Here is a 12,268-nt window from a genome sequence, read left to right on the forward strand (position 1 = left end):
GCCATGACGAACACCACAAACACCACGCACACCGCACGAAAGTGGATCACGCTGCTCATCGTCTCGATGGCGCTGCTGCTGATCGTGGTCGACATGACCGTGCTCTACACCGCGCTGCCCAGGCTCACGCACGACCTCGCGGCCTCGTCCTCGGCGAAGCTCTGGATCATCAACGCCTACACCGTGGTCGTCTCCGGCTTCCTGCTGGGCATGGGCGCGCTGGGCGACCGCGTGGGCTACAAGCGCATGTTCATCGCGGGGCTGGCCGTGTTCGGCATTGCCTCGCTGTGCGCGGCCTATGCGCCGGGCGCGGGCGCGCTCATCGCCGCGCGCGCCTTCCTGGGCCTGGGCGCCTCGATGATGATGCCGGCCACGCTGGCCATCATCCGCCTCACCTTCACCGACGACCGCGAGCGCGCGGTGGCCATCGGCGTGTGGGCGTCCGTCGCGTCGGGCGGCGCGGCCCTCGGGCCGGTGGTCGGCGGCGTGCTGCTCGAGTACTTCTGGTGGGGCTCCGTCTTCCTCATCAACGTGCCGGTGGTGGTGCTCGCGCTGGTGCTGGGCCTGTGGCTGCTTCCCGCCCGGCGCGCGGCAGGCGGCAGGCCGTGGGACTTCATCGGATCGGTGCAGGTGCTGGCCGCGCTGGTCTGCCTGGTGCTGTCGATCAAGGAATTCGCCAAGTACGCGCCGTCGGCCACCACGGCCGTGACGACGGGCACGCTGTCGGTCATCGCGATGGTGCTGTTCGTGCGACGCCAGCGCCGCAGCGCGGCACCGCTGATCGAGTTCCGCCTGTTCCGCAACCCGCATTTCTCGGGCGGCGTGATCGCGGCCATCGTGGCCTCGGTGGCACTGGTCGGCGTCGAACTGGTGTTCAGCCAGCGGCTGCAGCTGGTGACGGGCCTCTCGCCGCTGGAAGCGGGCCTGGCGATCCTGCCGATTCCGCTGGCCGCCTTCGTGGCGGGCCCCGTCGCGGGCCTGCTGCTGGCGCGCACGGGCTCGCGCCGCATCATCGTGCTGGGCCTCGCCACCACCGCGCTGGCGCTGTGCGGGCTGGCGCTTGCGGTCGAGGCGTCGGGCATCTGGAAGCTGGCCGTGCTGGTGCTGCTGGGCCTGGGCGTCGGCGCCACCATGACGGCGGCGTCCAACGCGATCATGAACAACGCGCCGGAAGACCGCGCGGGCATGGCGGCGTCGGTCGAGGAGGTGTCGTACGAACTGGGCGGCGTGCTCGGCGTCGCGCTGCTGGGCAGCGTGCTCTCGTCGAGCTACACGGCGGCGCTGTCGATTCCCGAGACGCTGGCGGTGCCGGCCTCGGCCGGCGACGGCATCGATGCCGCGCTGCTGGCGGCCGAAAGCCTGCCGGCGCACGTCGCGACGCAACTCGTGTCGCTCGCGCACGCGGCGTTCGACAAGGCCTTCTTCGCGGTGATGGCCGTGGCCGTGCTGATCGTGATCGCGGCCGCGTGCTCGGTGGCGGCGCTGGGCCGGCGCTCCAGCACACGGCGGCTCGGGCAACAGGCGCGCACCGGGGAGTGCGCGCCCTGAGCGGTTCGACCCGCGCCCAGGCTGCTCAGGCCGAGGTGGCGCTCGCCGCCTCGTCGATCAGCGCGGCCACCTCGGCCGGCTTCGACGCCAGCGAGGCATGGCTCGCCGCCAGCGTGATGATCTTCTTCGCGCCCAGCCGCGCCGACATGCGCTCCTGGTTGGCCGGCGCGATCATGCGGTCGTCGCTGGAGATCTGATACCACGACGGCTTCTTCTTCCATGCCGGCGCGGTGATCGTGTCGCCGAAGGTGCCGGCCAGCGGCGCCTTCTGCGTCACGCCCATCACCAGGCCCTCGTCGGGTGTGAGGTCCTGGCAGAAGCTCTCGTGGAACTTCTCGGGCACGACCCACAGGTAGCCGTCGCTGTCCGGCGCGAGGTTGGGCGCGGCCACCGGCGGATGCTGCTGCGTGATGCCGCCGGGGCTCTCGCCTGCGTCGGGCGCGAAGGCCGCGATGTAGACCAGCCCCGCCACGTTGGGCAGGTCGCCCGCCTGCGTGATGACGGCGCCGCCATACGAGTGGCCGACCAGCAGCACCGGGCCGCCGACCTGCGCGACCATCTTGCGCAAGCGTTCGGCGTCGTCCGCCAGCGAGGTCAGCGGCAGTTCGACCGCCCGTATGCCCTTGTGACCCTTGCGCGAGAGTTCGACGATGACTTTCGTCCAGTGGGCCGCGCCGCCCCAGAAACCATGGACCAGAACGACTGTCGGTTTGTTGCTCATGATTCGATTGCCTTCCTGCGATGTGATGTGACGTGCAATGGATGCATGGCCGCATCGGCGTCTGCTCTTTCCGGTTCTCGCCGATGCGGAGTCCGTCGGCCGGCCTCGGCCGACGCGCACTTATACGCCCGCAGCCTTACGGTACGCAGAACAATCGCAGGCTCGCTCAGCCGGTGCGTACCAAGGTTTGCAGCGCCTCGAGCGAAAGCAGTTCGATGCGCCCGTAGCCCAGCGCGACCACGCCTTCGGCGGCCAGCGCATTGAGCTCCTTCGACAGCGTCTGGCGCGTCACGCCGAGCATCATCGCCAGTGCCTCCTGCGGCAGTTGCAGCTCGTGGCGCAGCAGCACCGACTGCGTGGCATCGCCGCGCGCCAGCACCAGCAGCCGGTGCGCCACGCGCGCGCGCAGGCTGCGCAGCGTGGCGTCTTCGGCGAGGCCGTAGAGCATGCGCACGCGCGCCGCCAGCATCGCGGCGATGGCGTTGGAGAACACCACGTCGCGCATCAGCTGCACGAAGGCTGCCGGCGGCACCACCAGCAGGTCGAGCGCTTCGAGCGCGGTGGCGTCGTGGGTGCGCGGCGAGCCGTCGATCAGCGTGATCTCGCCGAACCAGTTGCCGGGCTCCAGCACCGCGAGGATGGCTTCGCGGCCATCCTGGCGCAGCGACGAGATCTTGATGGTGCCCGCCATCAGCCCGTAGAAGCCGCCGTCCGTGGCGTGGATGGGATCGCCCTGGCGAAACACCATCGCGCCGCGCCGCACGTGATGAAGTTCCGCCGCGGCCACCAGCGCATCGCGCTGCGCGCGCGGCATGCTCGTGAACCACGGGTTGCCTTCCAGCGCGGCACGGTGCGCGGCGGAAATGCGCGGTTTCGGGGAAGCGGCCATGAAGGAGGGACAGGGAGGAACGACGGGGAAACGGGGGTTTACCAGAACCCCGCATTGTCAAATTCTTGACAGTTGATGGTCAAGCGCAGGCATACAGTGACCAACTCCCCACAAGACACAAGAACGGAGACTCCGGCGATGAACGCACGCGCAAGTTTCAAGAGCATGCAGGAAAGCACGCGCGAAGACTGGCAGCTGATCGGTGGCGAATTCATGCAGTTCGCGGGCGGCCTGCCCGCGCGCGTGATCAGGCACCTGCAGATCCTCGAGGGCGACTACGGCGGCTTCCCGGTCGACCGCTACACCCACTCGCTGCAGACCGCCACCCGCGCGCTGCGCGACGGCCGCGACGAGGAATACGTGGTGTGCGCGCTGCTGCACGACATCGGCGACACGCTGGGCAGCTTCAACCACCCCGACATCGCCGCGGCCATCCTGAAGCCCTTCGTGAGCGAGGCCAACCACTGGATGGTGCAGAACCACGGCATCTTCCAGGGCCACTACTTCTTCCACCACATCGGCCTGGACCGCGACATGCGCGACAACTTCAAGGGCCATCCGCACTACGAGCGCACGGCCGAGTTCTGCGCGCTCTACGACAACCCCGCCTTCGACCCCAAGGCCGAGACACTGCCCATCAGCGAATTCGAGCCCATGCTGCGCCGCGTGATGGCGCAGCCCAAGCAGAGCATCTACAAGGCCGCGCTCACCGAGCCCGCGGCCACCTGACCCCATCCGAGGACCAATCCCATGAACGCCTTCGCCCAACCCGAAATCCAGAAGCTCGTCTCCGCCGAGGAGTGGCAGCTTCGCGTCGACCTCGCCGCCTGCTACCGCCTCGTGGCGCTGCACGGCTGGAGCGACCTTGTCTTCACGCACATCAGCGCGCGCATTCCCGGCCCGGAGCACCACTTCCTGATCAACCCCTACGGCCTGATGTTCGACGAGATCACCGCGTCGAGCCTGGTCAAGGTCGACCAGCAGTGCAACAAGATCATCGACTCGCCCTACCCCGTCAACCCGGCGGGCTTCGTGATCCACAGCGCGGTGCACGCCGCGCGGGAAGACATCCAGTGCGTGCTGCACACCCACACGCGCGCCGGCATCGCCGTGAGCGCGCAGAAGAACGGCGTGCTGCCCATCAGCCAGCAGTCGACCTTCGTGCTGGCCTCGCTGGCGTACCACGACTACGAGGGCGTGGCCTTCCGCGACGACGAGAAGCCGCGCCTGCAGGCCGACATGGGCAACGCCAACTTCCTCATGCTGCGCAACCACGGCCTGCTGACCTGCGGCAAGACCATTGCCGACGCCTTCCTTTCGATGTACACCTTCGAGGCCACCTGCCAGATCCAGATCGCGGCGCAATCCGGCGGCAGTGAACTCACGCACGTGGACCCGCGCATCGTGGAAGGCGTGGGCCAGGCCATGAAGGTGCAGACCGGCGGCATGGGCGGGCAGTTCGTCTGGCCGTCGCTGATCCGCAAGCTCGACCGCATCGACGACAGCTACAAGCAATAAGACCTTCGTCGGTCCCGGTTTCCACGGCTGCCAGCGCCTGCGCGACAGGTGCTGGCGGCCATTTTTTTGCCACGCCAATAACAACTACAAGAAAAGAAGAACCAACGAGGAGACAGATCCATGGACAGTACCGTCATCGTCACCCGCTTCCTGTTCGGCGCACTCGCGCTGGTCATGTTCGGGCTCGGCCTTTCGCTTTCGCTCGCCGACTTCAAGCGCCTCTTCAAGCACCCCAAGGCCGTGACCATCGCGCTCGTGCTGCAGGTCGTGGGCCTGCCGCTGGCCTGCTACGCAATCATCGTAGGCTTCGGGCTGCCGCCGGTTTTCGCCATCGGGCTGATGCTGCTGGCGGCTTCGCCAGGCGGCATCTCGGCCAACCTGTTCTCGCACCTGTTCGGCGGCAACGTGGCAATGAACATCTCGCTCACGGCCGTGAACACGCTGCTTTCCATCGTCACCCTGCCGCTCATCGCGAACTGGGCCATCGGCCACTTCGCGCAAGGCGGACAGGTGGTGCCGCTGCAGACGCGCAAGCTGGTGGAGGTCATCGCCATCGTGCTGGTGCCGGTGGCGCTCGGCATGTTCGTGGCCTCGCGCCGGCCAGGCTTCGCGGCGCGCATGGAGAAGCCGACCAAGATCTTCAGCGGCGTGGTGCTCGCGGTGGTGACGGTTCTCGCCATCGCGAACGAGTGGACGACCATCACGACCACTTTCGCGCAGATCGGCATTCCCGTGCTGCTGTTCAACCTGCTGAGCCTGCTGGCGGGCTACTACCTGAGCCGCGCCGCCGGGCTCGACAAGCCGCTGGCCACCGCCATCAGCTACGAGATCGGCATCCACAACTCCACGCTGGCGATCTTCATCGCGGTGAGCGTGCTCGGCAGCTTCCAGCTGGCGCTGCCGGCGGCCATCTACTCGGTGGTGATGTACATCACCGCGCCGCTCTTCGGCTGGCTGCTGCTGCGCCGGCCCGCACCGGCGACCGCGCCTGCGCGATGATCGGCGGATGGAACTCCGGCAACTGCGCTACTTCGTCAAGGTCTGCGAGCTTCGCAGCATGGGCCGCGCCGCGGTCGAACTGGGCGTCGTCACCTCGGCGCTGAGCCAGCAGATCAGCCGGCTCGAGGGCGAGCTCTCCACCCGGCTGCTCAAGCGCAGCTCCAGCGGCGTGGTGCCCACCGATGCCGGCGTGGCCTTTCTCCACCAGGCGCAGCTCGTGCTGCGCCATGCCGACGACGCGGTGCTCGCGGCGCAGCAGGCGCGGCTCTCGGGCCACGTGAGCGTGGGCCTGGCGCCCACCACCGCCACGGTGCTCGGCGTGCCGCTGATGCGCGCCATGCGCGAGCGCTACCCAGAGGTGCGACTGCACATGGTCGAGGCGCTCTCGGGCCACCTCACGACCATGCTGCAGGCGCGGCAGCTCGACCTGGCCGTGCTGTTCCAGACCGACACCCCGCGACGCTGGAGCGTGACGCCGCTGCTGGCCGAGAAGCTCTTCGTCATCGCCTCGCCCACCCTGGCGCAGCGCCCCACCGGTGCGCGCGTGCGCCTCTCGCAGCTGGCCGACCTGCCGCTGATCATGCCCAGCGGCAGCCACGGCCTGCGCGCCACGCTGACGGCCGCCTTCACGCGGGCACGCATCTCGCCGCGCATCGTGGCGGAGGTCGATGGCCTCGCGCTGCTGATGGATGCGGTGCGCGCCGGCCACGGCGCGACCATCCAGCCCGGCGCAGCCACCGCGCGACACGACCGCGACGATCTGCAGCTCACGCAGATCGCCGACGCGCACGTGGGCCGCCGCAACCTGCTCGTGAGCCTGTCGGACGACGAGCTCTCCCCCGCCGCGCTGGCCACGCGCGTGGTGGTGGCCGAGACGGCCCGCGCCCTGGTGCGCGAAGGCCGCTGGGCCGGCGCCAGTCTTCTCGAAACGTGAACACCCGTTGCCCGAACCGGCCTTTCGCCTGAAGGCCGGCCTGCCTAGAGTCTCCTGATTCCAAGGAGACCCACGAGTGATAGACGTACTGGTTGTCGGAGGCGGCAATGCCGCCCTCTGCGCCGCTCTGATGGCCCGCGAGGCAGGCGCCTCGGTGCTGCTGCTCGAAGCCTCGCCCAAGGCATGGCGCGGCGGCAACTCGCAGCACACGCGCAACCTGCGCTGCATGCACGACGCGCCGCAGGACGTGCTGGTCGATGCCTACCCCGAAGAGGAATACTGGCAGGACCTGCTGAAGGTGACCGGAGGCCTCACCGACGAGCACCTCGCGCGCCTGGTGATCCGCGCCTCTTCGAACTGCCGCGACTGGATGCGCAGCCACGGCGTGCACTTCCAGCCGCCGCTGTCGGGCGCGCTGCACGTGGCGCGCACAAACGCCTTCTTCATGGGCGGCGGCAAGGCGCTGGTGAACGCCTATTTCCGCAGCGCCGAGAGGCTCGGCGTGCGGATCCGCTACGACACGCCGGTTGCCTCGGTGGAGCTCGACGGCGACCGCTTCGTGGCCGTGCGCACCGAAGCAGGCGAGCGCATCGAGGCGAAGAGCTGCGTGCTGGCCGCCGGCGGCTTCGAGTCGAACCGCGAATGGCTGCGCGAGGCATGGGGGCAGAACGAGCGCGGCGAATGGCCGGCCGACAACTTCCTGATCCGCGGCACACGCTTCAACCAGGGCGTGCTGCTCAAGCACATGATCGAAGCGGGCGCCGACAGCATCGGCGACCCTTCGCAGGGCCACATGGTGGCCATCGACGCGCGCGCGCCGCTGTACGACGGCGGCATCTGCACGCGCATCGACTGCGTGTCGCTGGGCGTGGTCGTCAACCGCGAGGCGAAGCGCTTCTACGACGAGGGCGAGGACTTCTGGCCCAAGCGCTACGCCATCTGGGGCCGGCTGGTGGCGCAGCAGCCGGGGCAGATCGCGTGGTCGGTCATCGACCAGAAGGCGGTCGGGCGCTTCATGCCGCCGGTGTTTCCCGGCACGCAGGCGGCCACGCTCGGCGAGCTGGCACGCAAGATCGGTCTCGACGAAGCCACCTTCGTGCGCACCGTGGAGGACTACAACGCCGCCTGCCGCGTCGGCCGCTTCGACCACACCACGCTGGACGACTGCCGCACCGAAGGCATCGCGCCCGCCAAGACACACTGGGCGCGCCCCATCGACACCGCGCCCTTCCACGCCTACCCGCTGCGCCCCGGCATCACCTTCACCTACCTCGGGCTGAAAGTGGACGAGACGGCCGCCGTGCGCTTCGGCGGCCGCGCGAGCCCCAACCTCTTCGTGGCCGGCGAGATGATGGCCGGCAACGTGCTGGGCAAGGGCTACACGGCGGGCGTAGGCATGAGCATCGGCACGGCCTTCGGGCGCATCGCCGGCACACAGGCGGCGAAGGCTGCGCGGGCTTCCACGAAGAACGACAAGGAGGCCGCGCTTGCAGCAGCTCACTGATCTCGTCGCGCGTGCCCGCGCGGATGCCGAGGGCACGCCTGCGCAGCGCGTGATTCCCATTGCCCCCGCGCTGCCGCTGACCGCCGGCGAAGAAGAAGTCGCGCGCATCCTGCAGATCTGCAACGCCTGCCGCTACTGCGAAGGCTTCTGCGCCGTGTTCCCGGCCATGACGCGCCGGCTCGACTTCGGCAACAAGGCCGACACGCACTACCTGGCCAACCTGTGCCACAACTGCGGCGCCTGCCTGCATGCCTGCCAGTACGCGCCGCCGCACGAGTTCGCGGTGAACGTGCCGCAGGCAATGGCGCAGGTGCGCATGCAGACCTACCACGACTACGCCTGGCCGCCCGCGATGGGGGCGCTGTACCGCAAGGCCGGCCTCACGGTCGCACTGGCACTGGCGGGCGGGCTCGCCCTCTTCCTGGTGCTGGCCGTGGCGATGTCGGGCTCGCTGCTGCACGAGCCGATGGCGGGCAACTTCTACGCGATCTTTCCGCACAACCTGCTCGCGCTGGTGTTCGGCGCTGTGTTCCTCTTCGTGATGTTCGCGCTGGCCATGGGCGTGCGCCGCTTCTGGCGCGATGTATCGCCTTCGCGCGACAACCCGGGCGCCGAGGTGGCCGGCGTGCGCGCGTCGGCCGGCGCCGAGGCCGCGCACGACGCGCTGCGCCTGAAGTACCTCGACGGCGGCCACGGCGAAGGCTGCAACAACGAAGACGACCGCTTCACCCTGTGGCGCAGGCGCTTCCATCACTTCACCTTTTACGGCTTCATGCTGTGCTTCGCGTCGACCTGCGTGGCCACGCTCTACCACTACCTGCTGGGCCTGCACGCGCCCTACGCGCTGACCAGCCTGCCGGTGCTGCTGGGCACTGCCGGCGGCCTCGGCCTCGTGGTGGGCCCCGTCGGCCTGCTGTGGCTGAACCTGCGGCGCGACCCGGCGCACGGCGACGCCGCGCAGCGCCCGATGGACCGCGGCTTCATCGCGCTGCTGCTGCTCACCAGCCTCACCGGCCTCGCGCTGCTGGCCTGGCGCGACACGCGCTTCATGGCGCTGCTGCTGGCGGTGCACCTGGGCGTGGTGATGGCGCTGTTTCTCACGCTGCCCTACGGCAAGTTCGCGCACGGCATCTTCCGCTCGGCCGCGCTGCTGAAGTTCGCCATCGAGAAGCGCCTGCCCAGCCGCCTGCAACTCGGCTCCGACTGAACACTCACCCGCGAAGGAAAGACCCATGACACAGCCCGGCGTACTCCGGATTCCATCGATGAAGGAGCAATGCTCCGAAGCCGAATGGCAGGCCCGCGTCGACCTCGCCGCCTGCTACCGGCTGGTGGACCTCTACGGCATGTCCGACATGATGGCCAACCACATCTCCTCGCACGTGCCGGGCGAGAAAGGCGCCTTTCTCATCAACCCCTACGGGATGATGTACGAGGAGATCACCGCCTCCTGCCTCATCAAGGTGGACCAGGACGGCAACATCCTGTCGAAGCCAGACTTCGGCGATCTGGACTACGGCATCAACAAGGCCGGCTACGTGATTCACAGCGCCGTGCACGCCGCGCGGCCCGAGGTGGCCTGCGTGATCCACACGCACAGCTGGGCGTCGATGGCGGTCTCTTCGCTCGAATGCGGCCTGCTGCCGCTCACGCAGACGGCCATGCGCTTTTTGAAGATCGGCTACCACGACTACCAGGGCGTGGTGCTGAACACCGAGGAGCAGGCCTCGCTGCTGGCCGACCTGGGCGACGGCGAGGCCGTCATCTTCCGCAACCACGGCGCGCTGGTGGTGGGCCGCAGCGTGGGCGAGGCCTTCAACTGGATGCACCGGCTGGAGCTGGCCTGCCGCGCGCAGATCGGTGCGATGTCGTGCAACTCGCCGCTGAAGGCGGTGCCGCAGCACATCCTGGAAGAGACCTGGAACAACTACCAGCCCGGCACCCGCAGGCCCTACGGGCTCATGGAATGGCCGGCGCTGCTGCGCAAGCTCGACCGCATGGATCCGGGCTTCCGCGACTGAGCCTCCCTCCATCCGCTTCAGCCAACTCCCACGAGGACGAACAACAATGACACGAGACAAGCTTTCCTTCCCTTTCCTGCGCAGGCTCTTCTGCGCCACGGCACTGCTCGCCACCGCCGCCTGCGCCGTCGCGCAGACGGCCTACCCGAACAAGCCCGTGCGCGTGGTCGTCGCCTTCACGGCCGGCGGCACCACCGACATCCTCGCGCGCGCGGTGACGCAGCAGCTCTCCGAAAAGCTGGGCCAGCCCTTCGTCATCGACAACAAGCCCGGCGGCGGCGGCAACATCGGCACCGAGTTCGTGGTGCGCGCCCCTGCAGACGGCTACACGCTGATCGTCAACTCGGTCGGCCCCATGGCCGTCAACCAGACGCTCTACAAGAGCCTGCCCTACGACCCGCTCACCGACCTCGTGCCGGTGGTGCAGATCGCCGACGTGCCCAACGTGCTGGTGGTCAACCCCGAGGTGCCCGCGAAGACACTGGAGGAGTTCATCGCCTACGCCAAGGCCAACCCGGGCAAGCTGAACTACGGCTCGACCGGCATCGGAACCTCGTCGCACCTGTCGAGTTACATGCTCGGCAAGCGCGTGGGCGCGGACATGCTGCACGTTCCCTACAAGGGCGCGAACGCGCTCAACGACCTGCTCGCGGGCCGCGTGCAGTTCATGTTCGCCACCATTCCTTCCGTCATCTCGCACATCAAGGCGGGCAAGCTGCGCGCCATCGCGGTGAGCAGCCAGAAGCGCTCGCGCTCGCTGCCCGACGTTCCCACGGTCGCCGAGAAGGGCTTCGCCGATTTCTCCGCCGGCTCGTGGTTCGGCTTCTTCGCGCCCAAGGGCACGCCCGCGCCGGTGATCGCGCTGCTCAACAAGTCGGTGAACGACGCACTGCCGCCGCTCGAAGCCCAGATGATCCGCGAGGGTGCCGACCCGGTGGGCGGCACGCCCGAGCAGTTCGGCAAGTTCACGCGCCAGGAGTACGAGAAGTGGAAGGCGATCGTGCGCGAATCGGGCGCGACCGCCGAGTGAGCGCCGTATGACAAGTACACCGCCCCTGCGCATCCTGATGAGCGCGCAAGCCGTCGCGCAGGCGGCGTCCGACCTGGGGGCCGCACTCGGCGAACGCACGCATGTGCTGGTGAGCCCCGGCGACGATGCCGACGTCGCCTTCGTCTCGCGCGACGTCACCGGCCTTTCGACCAAGCACGAGCTGCAGCCTCACACCCAGGTCTTCCACGACGCCATGCGCAATGCGCCATCGCTGCGCTGGGTGCACGCTCATTCGGCGGGCGCCGACCGGCCGGTGTATGGCGAGCTGCGCGCGCGCGGCGTCGAGGTCACTACCTCTTCCGGCGCCAATGCCGGCGTGGTCGTGCAGACGGCGCTGGCTGGCGTGCTGATGCTGGCGCGGCAGTTTCCGCAGCTGCTGGCCGCGCAGCGCGCGCATGCATGGTCGCCGCTCGTGGGCAGCGGCCTGCCGCGCGATCTTGCGGGGCAGACCGCAGTGATCGTCGGCTGGGGACCCATCGGGCAAGGGCTGGGCGCGCTGCTCGCGGCGCTGGGCCTGCGTGTGGTGTGCGTGCGCGGCAGCGACGCCCCGGCCGCGGCGCCGGCCCACGAGAGCGTGAGCTACGAGCGGCTGCGCACGGTGCTGCCTCGCGCCGACTGGCTGCTGCTCGCCTGCCCGTTGAGCGATCGCACGCGCGGTCTTGTCGATGCGGCGGCGCTCGCGCTCATGCCTTCCGGGGCGCGGCTGGTGAATGTCTCGCGCGGTGAAGTGGTCGACGAGCCCGCGCTCATCGAAGCCTTGCGCAGCGGCGTGCTGGCCGGCGCCTACCTCGACGTGTTCGCGCACGAGCCACTGCCGGCGGCCTCGCCGCTGTGGGACCTGCCGAACGTGATCGTCACGCCCCACACCGCCGGGCACTCGGACGGCAACGAGGCGCGGGTGGCATCGATCTTTCTCGACAACCTGCGGCGCTGGGTGCGCCGCGAACCATTGCTGAACCGCGTGACCTGAAGCGGCACGACGCGCATTTATTCCTTGCAGCATTGAAATAGCCGCGCCTTGCACCTTTGGCGCGAATTTCTTCACGCATTCCACAGCTTTCCGGCCTTCGTCATCTCCCTCGA

Annotated in this window: 12 protein-coding genes; 10 read left to right on the plus strand and 2 right to left on the minus strand. The window is 68.8% G+C overall.

What is annotated here, in order from left to right:
- The first annotated feature begins 3 nt into the window (after positions 1–3).
- On the plus strand, positions 4–1,548 hold the full coding sequence (locus SFB74_RS18920) for an MFS transporter (RefSeq protein WP_432725779.1): 1,545 nt from the start codon (positions 4–6) through the stop codon (positions 1,546–1,548).
- 25 nt (positions 1,549–1,573) lie between these two features.
- Here the strand turns inward: SFB74_RS18920 and SFB74_RS18925 are convergent, their stop codons facing one another.
- Together SFB74_RS18925 and SFB74_RS18930 are read right to left on the minus strand one after the other, a co-directional pair.
- Positions 1,574–2,269, minus strand: a complete 696-nt coding sequence (locus SFB74_RS18925) for an alpha/beta hydrolase (protein ID WP_432725780.1) — start codon at positions 2,267–2,269, stop codon at positions 1,574–1,576.
- 166 nt (positions 2,270–2,435) lie between these two features.
- On the minus strand, positions 2,436–3,158 hold the full coding sequence (locus SFB74_RS18930; RefSeq protein WP_432725781.1) for a Crp/Fnr family transcriptional regulator: 723 nt from the start codon (positions 3,156–3,158) through the stop codon (positions 2,436–2,438).
- A gap of 138 nt (positions 3,159–3,296) precedes the next feature.
- Between SFB74_RS18930 and SFB74_RS18935 the strand changes: the two genes are divergently transcribed.
- The 9 genes from SFB74_RS18935 to SFB74_RS18975 all read left to right on the plus strand — a co-directional run bounded on the left by SFB74_RS18935 (position 3,297) and on the right by SFB74_RS18975 (position 12,155).
- Positions 3,297–3,887, plus strand: a complete 591-nt coding sequence (locus SFB74_RS18935; RefSeq protein ID WP_432725783.1) for an HD domain-containing protein — start codon at positions 3,297–3,299, stop codon at positions 3,885–3,887.
- Positions 3,888–3,908: 21 nt separating this feature from the next.
- The gene (locus SFB74_RS18940; RefSeq protein ID WP_093202892.1) at positions 3,909–4,676 is read left to right on the plus strand and encodes a class II aldolase/adducin family protein; all 768 of its coding nucleotides are present in this window, start codon (positions 3,909–3,911) and stop codon (positions 4,674–4,676) included.
- 120 nt (positions 4,677–4,796) lie between these two features.
- Positions 4,797–5,675 carry a bile acid:sodium symporter family protein gene (locus tag SFB74_RS18945; protein WP_432725785.1) on the plus strand — a complete coding sequence of 293 codons (879 nt, stop codon included), beginning with the start codon at positions 4,797–4,799 and terminating at the stop codon, positions 5,673–5,675.
- A gap of 7 nt (positions 5,676–5,682) precedes the next feature.
- Positions 5,683–6,609, plus strand: coding sequence for a LysR family transcriptional regulator (locus SFB74_RS18950; protein ID WP_432725786.1), 927 nt, complete (start codon positions 5,683–5,685; stop codon positions 6,607–6,609).
- 76 nt (positions 6,610–6,685) lie between these two features.
- Positions 6,686–8,113, plus strand: coding sequence for an FAD-dependent tricarballylate dehydrogenase TcuA (tcuA, locus tag SFB74_RS18955; RefSeq protein WP_432725788.1), 1,428 nt, complete (start codon positions 6,686–6,688; stop codon positions 8,111–8,113).
- Entirely contained in the window at positions 8,097–9,320 is a 1,224-nt protein-coding gene (tcuB, locus tag SFB74_RS18960) for a tricarballylate utilization 4Fe-4S protein TcuB (RefSeq protein ID WP_432725790.1), read from the plus strand. Before tcuA ends, tcuB begins: the two co-directional genes overlap by 17 nt.
- Positions 9,321–9,345: 25 nt before the next feature.
- The gene (locus tag SFB74_RS18965; RefSeq protein ID WP_432725791.1) at positions 9,346–10,134 is read left to right on the plus strand and encodes a class II aldolase/adducin family protein; all 789 of its coding nucleotides are present in this window, start codon (positions 9,346–9,348) and stop codon (positions 10,132–10,134) included.
- 46 nt (positions 10,135–10,180) lie between these two features.
- A complete protein-coding gene (locus SFB74_RS18970; RefSeq protein WP_432725793.1) occupies positions 10,181–11,164 on the plus strand; it encodes a Bug family tripartite tricarboxylate transporter substrate binding protein in 984 nt (327 codons plus the stop codon).
- A gap of 7 nt (positions 11,165–11,171) precedes the next feature.
- Entirely contained in the window at positions 11,172–12,155 is a 984-nt protein-coding gene (locus SFB74_RS18975; RefSeq protein ID WP_432725794.1) for a D-2-hydroxyacid dehydrogenase, read from the plus strand.
- The last annotated feature ends 113 nt before the right edge of the window (positions 12,156–12,268 follow it).

It is taken from the genome of Variovorax xiamenensis (assembly GCF_050916385.1).
GTDB lineage: Bacteria > Pseudomonadota > Gammaproteobacteria > Burkholderiales > Burkholderiaceae_C > Variovorax.